This window comes from Rhodococcus sp. MS16 (assembly GCF_013277795.1).
Classification (GTDB): domain Bacteria; phylum Actinomycetota; class Actinomycetes; order Mycobacteriales; family Mycobacteriaceae; genus Rhodococcus_F; species Rhodococcus_F globerula.
Genome location: NZ_VBTM01000004.1, coordinates 178,935 through 192,605 on the forward strand (window position 1 = coordinate 178,935; position 13,671 = coordinate 192,605).

Genomic DNA, 13,671 nt, shown 5'->3' on the forward strand with positions numbered 1-13,671 from the left:
TTGCTTCCCCGCCCCTTGTTGTCGGTGCACTACATGTCAGGCGTTTGGACGCTTGCCATGGTTAGCTGCACTGCCCTTACGGCTACGCTTCTTACGACCGCGCTTACCCATGATTGGTCTCCCTTCTGTTTCTTTCGCGTCATTCTTTCACGCCCACCTCGGTGTGGTTCCATTGGCAGGTCGATCGGGTCTCCCGGCGACAGAAGTCCTACCGGTTCTCGGCAGAAGTGAGGTTCACGATGGCAGAAGACGTGCGCGCGGAAATGGTTTCCACGGTGTTCCAGGTTGTCGTGAGTGAGGGCGATGTTGTCGCGGACGGCGACACGCTGGTCATCCTGGAGTCCATGAAGATGGAGATTCCGGTGCTGGCGGAGGTTGCGGGCACCGTCACCACCGTGGGAGTCAAGGTCGGCGATGTCATTCAGCAAGGCGACTTGATCGCCGTGATCTCCTAAGCGTTCGCGAATGTCCACTCTCAGCGACCTCCTGGCAGAACACACCGACCTACCCGGCACCGCCGTCGATCATCTGCAACGGGTGGTGGGCGAGTGGCAGCTCCTCGCCGACCTCTCCTTCGCCGACGTCCTGCTGTGGGTGGCCGCCGAATCGGATCAGTCCGCGCCGTCCGGAAGCGTGATCTGCGTCGCGCATTGCCGCCCGACCACCGCGTCGACGGCATTCCCGGAAGACGCTGTCGGGACCCTTGTGTCGGAGTCCGAGCATCCGCAGGTTCTGCGCGCGTTGGTCGAGGGACAGGTGGTGCGGACGGAGGACGCTGACTGGCGCGAAGGTATGCCGCCGCGCCGGGAGGCATTGCCGGTGCGATTGGACGGCCGTGTCATTGCCGCCCTCAGTCGCGATACCAACCTCTCGCATCAGCGGGCGCAGAGTCCGTTGGAAGTGGCGTATCTGGATTGCGCTGCCGACCTGTGTCAGATGATCAGCGACGGCACGTTCCCGGTTCGGGAATCGCGTTCGGATACCAACTCGAGTCCGCGTGCAGGCGACGGTTTCATCCGGCTCGATACCGAGGGGCGGGTGGTGTACGCGAGCCCGAATGCGTTGTCCGCCTATCACCGCATGGGGTTGAGTGCGGACCTTGTGGGCCAGGACCTCGCCGCGGTGACGCGGATGTTGGTGACCGACCCGTTCGAATCGCAAGAGGCTGCCGGCTACATCCGAGACACTTTGGCGGACAAGCCCGGTCGACGGATGGAGATCGAAGCGCGTGGTGCCACGGTGTTGCTGCGTGCGTTGGTCCTCAAACCGGGTGGACGCCATGTGGGGGCTGCTGTTGTCGTCCGCGACGTCACCGAGGTGAAGCGGCGAGATCGTGCCCTGCTCAGCAAGGACGCGACCATCCGCGAAATTCACCATCGTGTGAAGAACAATTTGCAGACCGTCGCGGCGCTGTTGCGCTTGCAGGCTCGGCGAACTGGCAATGACGAAGCACGCCAGGCCTTGACCGAATCGGTACGACGCGTTACGTCGATCGCGTTGGTGCACGACACGTTGTCGATGTCGGTGGACGAGGAGGTCGACCTCGACGAGGTGATCGACCGGTTGGTTCCGATGCTCTCCGATGTCGCGGGAGTCGGTGCGCCTGTGACGATCCGGCGTGAGGGTAGTTTCGGTGTGTTCTCCGCCGAGCGAGCGACGCCGCTGGTGATGGTGCTGACGGAGTTGGTACAGAACGCGATAGAGCACGCGTTCGATCCTGGCGTCGCGGGCACCGTGACTCTCAGCGCGGAGCGTTCGGCGCGGTGGCTGGACGTGATCATCCACGACAACGGGCGTGGTTTGCCTGCGGGTTTCAGTCTCGAGAAATCCGACCGTCTGGGCTTGCAGATCGTGCGGACACTGCTCGGTGCAGAGCTCGGAGGTTCACTCGGATTGCACCCGGGAAGTGGTGGCGGAACCGATGCGGTTCTCCGTGTGCCGCTCGGCAGGCGAAGTGCGCGTTACTGATTCGCATCGATCGCGATATTTCGAGCAGACAAAAAGCCCGGCACCATGGTGTGCCGGGCTGTCGTCTTCGACGGCAAAACGGGAGGAGTTGTACTCGCGTTCGCGTCGGACGTCTGAAGTACTCGAGTACTTGCCTAGACGGAAGTGCGTGCGCGAGTGCGTGCGTTGCGACGCTTGAGTGCGCGACGCTCGTCTTCGCTCATTCCGCCCCACACGCCTGCATCCTGACCGGACTCGAGAGCCCAGGACAAGCATTCGGCGGTGACGGGGCAGCGGTTGCAGACAACCTTGGCATCAGCAATCTGTGCGAGGGCCGGTCCGCTGTTTCCCACCGGGAAGAACAGTTCGGGATCCTCGTCGCGACAGATTGCGTTGTGGCGCCAGTCCATCTTTTTCGCTCCTTAAGCTGGGTGTGAATACACCGTTTGGTACCAATGAGTTTGTGTGTGCGTAATCAATGTTTCCGCACTGTTACTTGTGAATGCTTTCACGAACTCGCGGTATGTCAATAGATTTGGACAGGTTCGTGGGCCAACTCACTAAAATCGGACGTACCGATTGGCAACCTTGTAGTCATCGGCATTTTACCCGAGCGCAATGACGGTTTTCCACTGTTTTTGCAGGTCAAGACAGTTGTGTGGATCACGCAGGCAGTGGAGCGAAGACCTCGAGTGCGTCCGGTACAGCGGTAAATTCGACCGATTTGCGAAGTCCGATGAAATCTCCGTCCATTTGAAAACCGATCGGCCGTGACGACTCGATGGTGATGGCCGCGACGTCGTCGGTCCGTACGAGGACTTTCGATTTCGGCTCTGCGCCCTTCGCCAACAGTTGCCGGACAACCTTCAGGGAGGGAAGGACTTTGGTGCTCGTCATCGCGAAGAGTCCGAGCCCCGAGTCGAAAGTCGTTCCGGGATTGGTGTGTACGGGGCGCGCTTCGAGATAGGTCCACGGGCTGGAATTGGACACGAATGCATAGTGGACGCCCGGAATGGGATCCTGACCCGGAAGCTGGACCGTCAGTGCAGGTTCGGCTCGCTTGGCCCGGAAGAACGCGGCGATCGCGGTGCGCACGTATCGACTCGGCGTCGCGGGATCACCGTTCTTACGACTGGCGTCGACGGCCTCGCACACATCGGCGTCGAGGCCCATCCCGGCGTTGAACGTGAACCATCGGTTGTCTGCGTGGGCAAGTCCGATGCGTCGACGAGTCCGCTCGCTCAAGAGATCGATCAGTTGATTGGTGGCATCGACAGGATCGGGTGCAATGCCCAGTGAACGGGCAAACACGTTGGCGGATCCACCGGGAACAACCGCGACGGTCGGAATGGGTCCTACGGGCACGGCTTTCATCGATGTCGGATGCGGCGATCCGAGGAGGCCGTTGACCACTTCGTTGACGGTGCCGTCGCCGCCGTGGACGATCACCACACCGAAACCGTCTTCGTGCGCTTGCCGCGCGAGTTCGGCGGCGTGACCACGATGGGTTGTGTGCGTCACGGTCAGTCGCACCCGACTCTCGAGAGCGTGAGCCAACAGATCACGACCGGCCGCGGTGGTCGAGGTGGCATTGGGATTGACGATCAGCAGTGCGCGCACGGGGCATGAGCCTATCCGGTGTCGTGTTCTAGGCTGGTCTCGTGCCGAATACTGCCAGTCCGAATACCCTTCCCAACACAGTCAGGTGGGCGGGTGCCCTCGTGACGCTGCAAGGTCTGGTTGCGGCCGGCTTTGCCGTAGTCGCCGTAATTCGGGGTCTGACCGGGCACGACCAGAGCGTGACCAACGGTTACGGGTTTGCCGCGTGGGTGGCAATTCTCGGTGGTGCCGTGTTGGCTGCCGGTATCGCGCTGCTGACGGGTCGGCGGTGGGGACGCGCGATTGCCGTCGTTGCGCAGTTGCTGCTTCTGCCGGTTGCCTGGTCGCTTTTGACCGACTCGCACCAGGTATTTCTCGGTGTTGTCCTCGGAGCGGTTGTTCTCGTGACGCTGGTTTTCCTGTTCTCCGCGCCCACGTCCAAGTGGATGGCACTGGAGTACGGATCATTCTCCGACGAGATCGCGACCGAGGAGACCGAAACGACCGAGGGTCGGGACAAGACCGACAGCTGACGCTCTAGCGAGCCTGCGCGGCCAACGAACCCAGGTGGTCGCCGGTCAGTCGGTAGGTGGTCCACTCGGTTTTCGCCTCGGCGCCGAGTGATTCGTAGAACCCGATGGACGATGTGTTCCAGTTGAGCACCGACCACGACAGGCGTGAGTAGTTGTTGTCCGTGCATTCCTTCGCGAGAGCAGCCAACAAGGCTTTGCCGTGGCCTGATCCGCGCTCGGAGGGCTTCACGTACAAGTCTTCGAGGTAGATGCCGTAGACGCCTTCCCAGGTCGAGAAATTGCGGAACCACAGCGCCATACCGACAACATCTCCGCTCTCGGAGACCGCGACATGGGCAAAAGCGGACGCGGCATCACCAAAAAGTGCTTCGCCGATCTGAGCGGGTTTGACGGTGCACTCGTCGAGCGCCTTCTGATAATCGGCAAGTTCGTAGATCATGTCGGTGATCGGCTGGACGTCGGCGGGAGTGGCGCGTCTGATCATGGCACTCAGCCTTCCACGAGCGGTGGCACGTTGTGGTGCAGGAGATGCGTCGATCCGTGTTCGTACCCGAGCACCGAGTAGGCGCCGGGGGAGAGGGCAAATCGTCGGCCCTCGGAGACGGGCAGTTCGAGCCACCGCGCGATGAGAGCGCGGGAGAAATGCCCGTGCCCGATCAGGATGACGTCCCGTTCGGCCAGCTGAGACGTCACCAGGCTGAGCACCATGTCCGTGCGGGCGCCGATCTCGTCGGCATGCTCGCCGCCCGGGCAGGGATGACTCCACACCGTCCAATCGGGGACGCTTGTGCGAATTTCAGGCGTAGTGAGTCCCTCGTAGTCGCCGTAATCCCACTCGGACAATGCATCCCAGGTCTGCTCGTCCGGCAGCCCTGCGAGCTCGCCCGTGCGCTGGGCGCGCAGCCGTGGGCTGGTCAGGATCATGGGATTGCGGAGGCCGAGTGCTCGAATGCGATTGCCGGTGGCGGTGGCCTGGATCTCGCCGAGCGCGGTGAGCGGGACTTCGGTGCGACTGGTGTGCTTACCGCTGCGGGCCCATTCGGTTTCGCCGTGACGCAAGAGAATGACGCGGGGATTGGACGTGACGGTGCTGCGAACCGAGGAGGCCATGTGCCCATCATTGCAGGACAACTCGTGACACGACATCCGCGTGTAGCGTTCGCCTCTTCGAGCGAAATGCGCAAGGATCTATCTGTGACGACGGTTCTCGCAGTGGCAAATCAAAAGGGCGGCGTGGCCAAGACCACGACCGTCGCCTCCCTCGGTGCGGCTCTGTCCGCTCTCGGTCAACGTGTACTGGTGGTGGATCTTGATCCTCAGGGGTGCCTGACGTTCTCGCTCGGGCACAATCCCGATCGGCTCGAACGTTCGGTCAACGAAGTCCTGGCGGGTGATCTCGACGCCGCCGATGCGATCCTGTCTACCGGTGACGGCATGGATCTTCTGCCGGCAACCATCGATCTGGCGGGAGCGGAAGCGCTCCTGCTGATGCGTCCGGGCCGAGAGTTCGCGCTCAAGCGTGCGCTGTCTCCGCTGCTCGGGAACTACGACGTCGTCATCATCGACTGCCCGCCCTCGTTGGGTGTGTTGACGCTCAACGGATTGACTGCCGCGCAGTCGGTTCTTGTTCCGCTGCAATGCGAAACGCTGGCGCATCGCGGTGTGGGGCAGCTTCTGCGTACGGTGCGCGAAGTGCAGGCGATCACCAACCCCGACCTGGTTCTGCTCGGTGCATTGCCGACGCTGTACGACGCTCGGACTACACACAGCCGCGACGTTCTCGCAGATGTGAGCGACCGCTACTCACTGCCGGTGCTCGCTCCGCCGATCCCGCGGACGGTAAAGTTCGCCGAGGCGTCGGCGTCCGGTGCGACGGTATTGGCCGGCCGGAAGAACAAGGGGGCCGACGCCTATCGCGATCTGGCGGCGAACCTTGTAAAGCATTGGGCGGGAAGCGAAATCGTCACCTTTGTGCCGGACCCGACGGTCTGAGGCAAGTCAGCGCAGCGCAACCAGGGTGCCGTCGCGCTGTTCGAGAATGGTGTCGCCGGCGCTCGCGATGACGATCGGTGACGTGACGTCGCCGCGGTCGACGCCGATCATGCGGATGACGGCGCCGTCGGTGGGGTTGATCACGGCAATTCCGTTGGGTACGGGAACAAGAAGCTGATCGGAGACCAGCGTGCCCGGACCGGCAGTTCCCTCGACGATCCAGGTGGGGGTCAAGTCATTCGATCGAAGATTGATCGTCTGGGTGCCCGTCCACCACGTGATGCTGTTCTTGTCGGTGCGGAGGGTTGCGCGCTGAGAGTCGACGCCGTTCACGGGGTAGTCGACCAGTGCGGTGCCGGCGCCGTCGAAAATGCTGAGGCGAGAGACGGTTCCGTTTGCGCCGGGTAGATAGACGGCGGTCTTCTCACCGGACACGGCGACGACGCGGGCACCCTCGGAATCCGGAAGCACGACCGTGCCGTATTCCTGTGGTTCTTGAGCATCCTTCGGGGCGGGATTCATGATCGTCAGACGGTTCGACGCGTCGCCCTCGCATTTCTGGAGGACGGACACGCGGCTGGAACTTGAAGCGGCGCTGAGTAATTCGCAACCTGCGTGCGGTTGCTTGTTGGGATTGACCGGGGCGTCGACGCGGCCGTACTCGAGCGTGCGCACAAGGTCCGAGCGCCACAGTTCCATGCGGGTGTCACCGAGGGAGATGACATAGGTGCCGTCGGCCGACAAGGTGACCGCCGGATCGGCGTCACTGTTGCGCTGGTCTTTACGTGCTCCGGTGTCGGCTACCAGCGAGGTGACTTGTGAGCACCCACGGTCGTCCTGGTATACCGCCACGACTCGATCCCAGGAACCGATAGCTCCGCACAGTGGATAGTTGCGCGAGTAGCGCCACACTTCGTCCCCGGTGGCGGGGTCACGGCCGACGACGTCGGAGCCGTCCGCTGTGACTGCGGCGTTGCCCACGGCGATCGGAGCTGTGGAGTCCGCGCTCGGGAACGCCCACACCTCGCGCAGAATGTCCGGAAGAACCGCGGACGTCGTCAGCGGAGGGAGAGCCGTGTCAGCGGTGACCGAGGTGGTTCCGCGCGCATCACTGCGCAACCACACCACGGTCACCGCCACGATCACGGCCAGCGCGATACCGAGAGCCGCGATTACATCAGAGCGAGTACGCCGTTCAGGTGCCAGCACATGGGGAGCTTACTCTGCTGCGGCTGCCGCAACGGCCTGCGCCGGGCGACGACGACGGCGACGGCGCGGCTTGGATGCGGCGTCGGAATCGGCTGAAGTGGCAGCATCGTCGGCGGGTGCAGCAGCATCCGCCGTGGGTGCAGTTGTCTGAGTTGCGTCAGCTGATTCGCTGCCGGCCCGGGTACGGCGACGGGTCCGGTTGCGACGAGGAGCGGCCTTCTCTTCGCTTCCGTCGGTGTCGGCAGCAGCCTTCGTGTCCGCGTTCGCCTTTTCGGGCGCAGCTTGCGCCTTCGCAGGCGCAGCCTTGCGGACGGTGCCCTTCGCGTCGGCCGGGATGGACAGCTCTTCGTACAGGTGCGGCGAGCTCGAGTACGTCTCGACCGGGTCGGGAATTCCGAGGCTCAGTGCCTTGTCGATGAGCTGCCAGCGAGGGATGTCGTCCCAGTCGACCAGCGTGACGGCGATACCGGTGCGTCCTGCTCGGCCGGTACGGCCGATGCGGTGGACGTACGTCTTCTCGTCCTCGGGGCACTGGTAGTTGATGACGTGGGTGACGTCGTCGATGTCGATACCGCGAGCAGCGACGTCGGTGGCGACAAGAACGTCGACCTTGCCGTTACGGAAGCCCTTCAGGGCCTTTTCACGGGCGATCTGTCCGAGGTCACCGTGGACGGCACCGACGGAGAAGCCGCGCTCGGCGAGATCGTCGGCGACTTTCTGGGCGGTGCGCTTGGTGCGGGTGAAGATCATGGTTGCGCCGCGACCTTCGGCCTGCAGCACGCGGGCGACCATCTCGGCCTTGTCGAGTGCGTGTGCACGGTAGATGTGCTGGCTCGTGCGATCGTGCACGGCGGACGATTCGGCTTCCTCGGCACGGATGTGCGTCGGCTGCGTCAGGAAGGTACGCGCCAGGGTGATGATCGGGCCCGGCATCGTTGCGGAGAACAGCATCGTCTGACGCTTGTCGGGGACCATGCCCATGAGGCGTTCGATGTCGGGCAGGAAGCCGAGGTCGAGCATTTCGTCGGCTTCGTCGAGTACGAGAACGCCGACCTTGCCGAGAATCAGGTGCGACTGGTTCGCGAGGTCGAGCAGGCGGCCCGGGGTGCCGACAACAACGTCGACGCCTTTCTGGAGTGCCGAGATCTGAGCTTCGTAGGGACGGCCGCCGTAGATGGGCAGAACCTGGAGACCGCGATCGCCGACGCGGAGGTACTTACTGGCGTTCTCGAGGTCGCGAGCAACCTGGATGCACAGTTCGCGGGTCGGGACGATGATCAAGGCACGGGGCGTGCCGTCGAGGGCAGCGGTGCCATTGGAGGCAGTGGCGATGCGGTGCAGCAGCGGGACGCCGAAACCGAAGGTCTTGCCCATTCCGGTGCGGGCCTGACCGATGAGGTCGTCGCCGGCGAGAGCCAACGGAAGTGTGAGTTCCTGGATGGCAAAAGTGCGTTCGATGCCGATCTCGTTCAGCGCGCGGACGATTTCGTCGCGGACACCGAGTTCGGCAAACGTCGGGGGTACATGGGTGTCGTCGAGCTGGACGGACACGGTGTTTTCTGTTGCTTCGTCTTCGTGGTCGATCGTGATCTTGCTCAGGGGACTAGCCTTTCCTCGTTGCGGTACGCACGCACAAGGTAAGGGGCCTGGCCGTAAATCGGCCGAAGTCGATGCCCTCTTGTTCGTCGGCTCTGCCTACGCCTCAGCACTGGGGTTTCGCGGACCGATGTTCTGATGCCGTCCGTGAAATCTCGGCGAAGCGGGCAACAACCTTCGATGCAGGTGCGCGCACATTATCTGTGGGGTCCGTGAGTACTAGATCATCCCCGCTGAATGAACGGGCGGGGGAAACTAAGCGGACTCCCGAAACCATTGTAACGGTAACCGGGCAATTCCCAGCAAAGCATGGCCTAGATCACCCCTGTCGACATGGGGTGATCGAGGGGACCGAGCGGGGATGTGGCACTAGAGTTCGTAGGCATGGGCGCACACGATCTTGATGCTTCGACTGACACTGGAACCGCCGGCCGGGTGCCTTCCGACCATCCCGGCGTGATCGATTTGTTCGCGGTACTCGCGTACGGCGAGATATCAGCGTTCTATCGCTTGTCCGAGGACGCGCAGATGGCTCCTGACCTGCATGGAAAGGTTGCTTTTGCCAGCATGGCGGCGGCGGAGATGGCGCACTTCGAGACGTTGAGCGCGGCTCTGACGGAACGTGGGCACGAGATCTTTGCGGTCATGGATCCTTTCGTTCGCGCGCTGGACAACTACCACGCGTCGACCACTCCGTCGACGTGGATGGAATCCCTCGTGAAGGCCTATGTCGGCGACGGAATTGCCGCCGACTTCTATCGGGAAATCGGTCATTCGTTACCGGAAGACGTGGCCGAGATCGTCGAGGACGTTCTCTCCCAGACCGGGCATTCCGAATTCGTGGTCCTCGAAGTGAAGGCCGCCGTGGAGTCGAGCAGCCGGGTCAAGGACCGCCTCATGCTGTGGGGACGCCGGCTGCTCGGTGAGGCGATCACGCAGGCACAGTTTGTTCTCGCGCAGCGCGACGATCTCACGGACCTGGTGATTTCCGCCTCCGGTGATCTCAACGGTGTGGTCGCATTGTTCGACGGTATGCAGGAAAAGCATGCCGAGCGCATGGCCACGCTCGGACTGGTCTGAGCCTGTTCGCTATCGGCACAGCGCGGCAGCGAGCATGTGGGAGTGATGCTGCATTAGCCTGGCCAGGACAGCTGATGTATTTCACGAACAGTTCGGAGGTTGACCGTGGAGGTCAAGATCGGTGTAATCGACAGCCCGCGTGAGCTCATCGTCAACAGCGAACAGACCCCGGACGAGGTTGAGGCATTGGTCTCAGGCGTCCTCGGTGGCGGCGAGCCGGTTCTTTCGCTCGTCGACGACAAGGGCCGCAAGTTCCTGGTGCAGGCGAGCCGCGTCGCATATGTGGAAATCGGGCCGTCCGATATTCGCAAGGTTGGGTTTGCGCCTACCGTCTGATGCGTTAGGTAAGAAAAGGGCGGGCAGTCTCAGCTGAGACTGCCCGCCCTTTTCTGTAAGAAACAGGACTGCCGTAAAGATCAGGACTGCTGTGTCTTCAGGACTGCAAGGGCACTCTCGAGAGACCGCCCCAGGCCAGGGTCACCGTGATTTCGATGGCTTCTTCCTTGGGGATCGGGCGAGCTGCTTCCAGCCAGTAGCGAGCCGTGAACTGGCTGGCGCCGACCAGGCCGACGGCAAGGATGCGCGCCCGGTAGGGGTCGAGGCCGGAATCGTGGCTGACCAGGTCGAAGACTGCGTCGACGCACGCTTCGGTGGCTTGCTCGACCCGCGTCTGCACCTGCGGCTCACCCATGATGTCGGACTCGAAGACGAGGCGGAAGCCCTGTGAATCGTTGTCGACAAAATCGAAGAATGCCTGAACAGCGGCACGCACACGCTGTTTGTTGTCGGTGGTCGAGCGCAGGGCTTGGCGGACACCGGAGATAAGGCTGTCGACGTAACTCTGCAGAACCGCTACATACAGTTCGAGTTTGCCTGGGAAATGCTGGTACAAGACCGGCTTGCTCACGCCTGCGCATTCGGCGATCTCGTCCATACCCGCAGAGTGGTAGCCGTTGGCTACGAACACCTCGCTGGCAGCGGCGAGGAGCTGGAGCCGGCGTGCATCTCGCGGAAGGCGGGTGCTGCGACGGGTTCCAGCCGGCTTACCGGCCGATGTACCGCGATCGGATTCTGTCCGATCCGCGAGTTCTGTCATGTCGCTGTCCAATCTGAGCAAAAGTAAAATTCGGCCGCGGCACGAATATGTCGAGTCGCGAATGCGTACTCGCCAGTATCCTCCGTCACATCAGCCGTAGCTGCATGAACGATACCGTGTGTCGCGCGCTCGCGTTTTTTCGTCTCGGCAAGCGGAACCTCGCGCGGCGTGATGTGGTGGATGGCACATCTGACACGCCCTTGCCTGCGGGTTTCGTGCGGTCGGAGCCTGCCGCTTGCGGGATGTGAGATTCTGGAGCCGTGACTGACCCAGGGGGACCGCGCATGCGTGGACGAACTACGCAGAACCCTGACCGTGACGAGCTTCGAATGCGCAGCGGAGTGAGCGAGCCGTGGGGCAACCAAGACGGTGAGAGCCGTGCGCCCGAGGACCGGATGTACGGAGAGCGCGACTACCGAGGAATTGCGTCGCACCAGCCGTTGCGAGCGCAGTGGGATCCCACGAAGAGGCAGGTGGGCAAGACCCCACGCACCCCACGGCCGGATCGCAGTGCCCGTAAGCAGAGTCGGCTCGGCAAGTTCGTCGCGACGTACGGGTGGCGTGCGTACGCGATTCCCGTGCTCGCAATTCTGACGATTTTTGTCATCTTCGACGCTCTGCGTGCGGACCCCGTCACGGATTCCTCGTCGTCTACGACGGCTACTGCCGACCTCGCGCACAGCACCGACGGGACCGATGTCATCGGGGCTCCGCCGGCTGCCGACGGCGAGTTCGCGGCATCGATACCGTCCGGAGCACTTCCGGATGGGGGACCGTTTGCGGTCACCGGTGGTGGCACGTGGCACATAGTCCCCGGAACTACGGGCAAGGTCGGGCAGGGCACCGAGCGTGAGTTCACGTACACCGTCGAAATCGAGGACGGCGTCGACACCACCGGATTCGGCGGCGACGAGTCGTACGGCCGGATGATCGATCAGACGCTGGCCAATCCCAAGAGTTGGACCAACGATCCGAAGGTCGCATTCCGGCGTATCGATTCCGGTTCGCCCGATTTTCGCATCTCGTTGACTTCTCAGATGACCATTCGCGACGGCTGTGGATACGAGATCGAACTCGAAGGCTCGTGCTACAACCCGGGTATGGATCGAGTCCTGCTCAACGAGCCGCGATGGGTTCGCGGAGCAATCTCGTTCCAGGGTGACATCGGTTCGTACCGGCAGTATCAGATCAACCACGAAGTCGGCCATGCCATTGGATACGCCCAACATCAGCCGTGCGAAACCGAAGGTGGTTTGGCGCCGATCATGATGCAGCAGACGTTCGGAACCGCCAATAACGACATCGCGGTCCTCGATCCCGATGGCGTCGTACCGATGAACGGACTGACCTGCCGTTTCAATCCGTGGCCGTATCCGAGAGCGTAAGTAGATAATTCAGGAGTTCGTTCGTGTCCGCATCACCCGTCGTCCTGCCACCTCTGGTGGAGCCTGCCGCTGAGTTGAGCCGGGAAGAAGTCGCGAGGTACAGCCGGCATCTGATCATTCCGAACGTCGGGATGTCGGGTCAGAAGCGGCTCAAGAACGCGAAGGTCCTGTTCATCGGTGCCGGCGGACTCGGCTCGCCGGCATTGCTCTACCTCGCTGCGGCGGGAGTGGGAACAATCGGCATCGTCGATTTCGACGAAGTCGACATGTCGAACTTGCAACGGCAGGTCATTCACGGCCGCTCGGACGTCGGCCGCTCCAAGGCGGTCAGTGCGCGCGAGTCGATCCTCGAGATCAACGACCACGTCGACGTGCGCTTGCACGAGTTCCGCCTGGACAACTCCAACGCGGTCGAACTGTTCGCCGAGTACGACCTGATCCTCGACGGCACGGACAACTTCGCGACGCGGTACCTCGTCAACGATGCCGCCGTCATCGCCGGTAAGCCGTACGTGTGGGGTTCGATTTATCGCTTCGAAGGCCAGGTCTCCGTGTTCTGGGAAGACGCGCCGGGCGGTGTGGGCCTGAACTATCGGGACCTGTACCCCGAAGCTCCGCCGCCAGGCATGGTGCCGTCGTGTGCGGAGGGTGGTGTGCTCGGTGTCCTGCCGGCGACTGTGGGTTCGATCATGGCCACGGAGGCCGTGAAACTGATCACGGGAATCGGCGAACCGTTGCTCGGTCGCCTGATGATGTACGACGCGTTGTCGATGACATTCCGCACAATTCGGTTGCAACGTGACCCGTCGCGGGCGCCGGTGACGGAACTGATCGATTACGACGAGTTCTGCGGTGTGGTGTCCGAGGAGGCGAGCGCGGCAGTGGCACAGTCGACGATCACGGCGCCGGAACTCGCGCAGCTGATCGAGAGCGGTCGCGAGTTGCAGCTCGTTGACGTGCGAGAACCCGTCGAGTGGGACATCATGCACCTGCCGGGGGCGGTTCTGATTCCGAAGGGCCGGATTGTCTCGGGTGAAGCGTTGGCGTCGTTGCCGCAGAACAAGCAGATAGTTCTGTACTGCAAAACCGGTATCCGGTCGGCTGAGGCGCTTGCCGTCCTCAAGAGCGCCGGGTTCGCGGATGCCGTTCATGTGCAGGGCGGCGCGGTCGCGTGGGCGAAACAGGTGGATACTTCTCTGCCCCTCTACTAGGCGTGCCTTGCACCCCGTAGCGG

Annotated in this window: 15 protein-coding genes; 8 read left to right on the forward strand and 7 right to left on the reverse strand. The window is 62.6% G+C overall.

Annotated features, from left to right (window positions below):
• Window positions 1-239 precede the first annotated feature (239 nt).
• Complete coding sequence (locus tag FEZ60_RS10330; RefSeq protein WP_033231176.1) at window positions 240-455, forward strand: biotin/lipoyl-binding carrier protein; 216 nt, start codon at window positions 240-242, stop codon at window positions 453-455.
• A gap of 10 nt (window positions 456-465) precedes the next feature.
• Window positions 466-1,968, forward strand: coding sequence for a histidine kinase N-terminal domain-containing protein (locus FEZ60_RS10335; RefSeq protein WP_033231175.1), 1,503 nt, complete (start codon window positions 466-468; stop codon window positions 1,966-1,968).
• A 134-nt stretch (window positions 1,969-2,102) separates the two neighbouring features.
• Here the strand turns inward: FEZ60_RS10335 and FEZ60_RS10340 are convergent, their stop codons facing one another.
• Together FEZ60_RS10340 and FEZ60_RS10345 are read right to left on the reverse strand one after the other, a co-directional pair.
• Entirely contained in the window at window positions 2,103-2,357 is a 255-nt protein-coding gene (locus FEZ60_RS10340) for a WhiB family transcriptional regulator (protein ID WP_003940950.1), read from the reverse strand.
• Window positions 2,358-2,610: 253 nt separating this feature from the next.
• The gene (locus FEZ60_RS10345) at window positions 2,611-3,567 is read right to left on the reverse strand and encodes a diacylglycerol kinase family protein (protein WP_033231174.1); all 957 of its coding nucleotides are present in this window, start codon (window positions 3,565-3,567) and stop codon (window positions 2,611-2,613) included.
• A 41-nt stretch (window positions 3,568-3,608) separates the two neighbouring features.
• Between FEZ60_RS10345 and FEZ60_RS10350 the strand changes: the two genes are divergently transcribed.
• The gene (locus FEZ60_RS10350; protein WP_172936064.1) at window positions 3,609-4,079 is read left to right on the forward strand and encodes a hypothetical protein; all 471 of its coding nucleotides are present in this window, start codon (window positions 3,609-3,611) and stop codon (window positions 4,077-4,079) included.
• A 4-nt stretch (window positions 4,080-4,083) separates the two neighbouring features.
• On the opposite strand, the gene FEZ60_RS10355 is transcribed toward FEZ60_RS10350, so the two are convergent.
• Together FEZ60_RS10355 and FEZ60_RS10360 are read right to left on the reverse strand one after the other, a co-directional pair.
• On the reverse strand, window positions 4,084-4,563 hold the full coding sequence (locus tag FEZ60_RS10355; RefSeq protein WP_033231172.1) for a GNAT family N-acetyltransferase: 480 nt from the start codon (window positions 4,561-4,563) through the stop codon (window positions 4,084-4,086).
• Between the two features lie 5 nt (window positions 4,564-4,568).
• Entirely contained in the window at window positions 4,569-5,189 is a 621-nt protein-coding gene (locus tag FEZ60_RS10360) for an acid phosphatase (RefSeq protein ID WP_051730206.1), read from the reverse strand.
• Window positions 5,190-5,273: 84 nt separating this feature from the next.
• Between FEZ60_RS10360 and FEZ60_RS10365 the strand changes: the two genes are divergently transcribed.
• Complete coding sequence (locus FEZ60_RS10365) at window positions 5,274-6,071, forward strand: ParA family protein (RefSeq protein ID WP_033231497.1); 798 nt, start codon at window positions 5,274-5,276, stop codon at window positions 6,069-6,071.
• A gap of 6 nt (window positions 6,072-6,077) precedes the next feature.
• Here FEZ60_RS10365 and FEZ60_RS10370 read toward each other — a convergent pair whose 3' ends face one another.
• Entirely contained in the window at window positions 6,078-7,280 is a 1,203-nt protein-coding gene (locus FEZ60_RS10370) for a PQQ-binding-like beta-propeller repeat protein (protein WP_141484512.1), read from the reverse strand.
• Window positions 7,281-7,289: 9 nt separating this feature from the next.
• Window positions 7,290-8,831: a DEAD/DEAH box helicase gene (locus tag FEZ60_RS10375; RefSeq protein ID WP_233365338.1), complete on the reverse strand. Its 1,542-nt coding sequence runs from the start codon at window positions 8,829-8,831 to the stop codon at window positions 7,290-7,292.
• 429 nt (window positions 8,832-9,260) lie between these two features.
• Here FEZ60_RS10375 and FEZ60_RS10380 point away from each other — a divergent pair, with 429 nt between their 5' ends.
• Together FEZ60_RS10380 and FEZ60_RS10385 are read left to right on the forward strand one after the other, a co-directional pair.
• Window positions 9,261-9,956 carry a ferritin-like fold-containing protein gene (locus FEZ60_RS10380; RefSeq protein WP_033231169.1) on the forward strand — a complete coding sequence of 232 codons (696 nt, stop codon included), beginning with the start codon at window positions 9,261-9,263 and terminating at the stop codon, window positions 9,954-9,956.
• 105 nt (window positions 9,957-10,061) lie between these two features.
• Window positions 10,062-10,292, forward strand: coding sequence for a DUF3107 domain-containing protein (locus tag FEZ60_RS10385; protein WP_033231168.1), 231 nt, complete (start codon window positions 10,062-10,064; stop codon window positions 10,290-10,292).
• A 97-nt stretch (window positions 10,293-10,389) separates the two neighbouring features.
• Here FEZ60_RS10385 and FEZ60_RS10390 read toward each other — a convergent pair whose 3' ends face one another.
• A complete protein-coding gene (locus tag FEZ60_RS10390) occupies window positions 10,390-11,052 on the reverse strand; it encodes a TetR/AcrR family transcriptional regulator (RefSeq protein WP_033231167.1) in 663 nt (220 codons plus the stop codon).
• A 395-nt stretch (window positions 11,053-11,447) separates the two neighbouring features.
• Here FEZ60_RS10390 and FEZ60_RS10395 point away from each other — a divergent pair, with 395 nt between their 5' ends.
• Entirely contained in the window at window positions 11,448-12,437 is a 990-nt protein-coding gene (locus FEZ60_RS10395) for a DUF3152 domain-containing protein (RefSeq protein ID WP_230589980.1), read from the forward strand.
• Between the two features lie 23 nt (window positions 12,438-12,460).
• Window positions 12,461-13,648: an adenylyltransferase/sulfurtransferase MoeZ gene (gene moeZ, locus FEZ60_RS10400; RefSeq protein ID WP_172936065.1), complete on the forward strand. Its 1,188-nt coding sequence runs from the start codon at window positions 12,461-12,463 to the stop codon at window positions 13,646-13,648.
• Window positions 13,649-13,671 lie beyond the last annotated feature (23 nt).

Coding starts and splice junctions, on each gene's coding strand:
- FEZ60_RS10330 (WP_033231176.1), top strand. CDS start 240: ATGGCAGAAGACGTGCGCGCGGAAATGGTTTCCACGGTGTTCCAGGTT.
- FEZ60_RS10335 (WP_033231175.1), top strand. CDS start 466: ATGTCCACTCTCAGCGACCTCCTGGCAGAACACACCGACCTACCCGGC.
- FEZ60_RS10340 (WP_003940950.1), bottom strand. CDS start 2,357: ATGGACTGGCGCCACAACGCAATCTGTCGCGACGAGGATCCCGAACTG.
- FEZ60_RS10355 (WP_033231172.1), bottom strand. CDS start 4,563: ATGATCAGACGCGCCACTCCCGCCGACGTCCAGCCGATCACCGACATG.
- FEZ60_RS10360 (WP_051730206.1), bottom strand. CDS start 5,189: ATGGCCTCCTCGGTTCGCAGCACCGTCACGTCCAATCCCCGCGTCATT.
- FEZ60_RS10380 (WP_033231169.1), top strand. CDS start 9,261: ATGGGCGCACACGATCTTGATGCTTCGACTGACACTGGAACCGCCGGC.
- FEZ60_RS10390 (WP_033231167.1), bottom strand. CDS start 11,052: ATGACAGAACTCGCGGATCGGACAGAATCCGATCGCGGTACATCGGCC.
- FEZ60_RS10395 (WP_230589980.1), top strand. CDS start 11,448: ATGTACGGAGAGCGCGACTACCGAGGAATTGCGTCGCACCAGCCGTTG.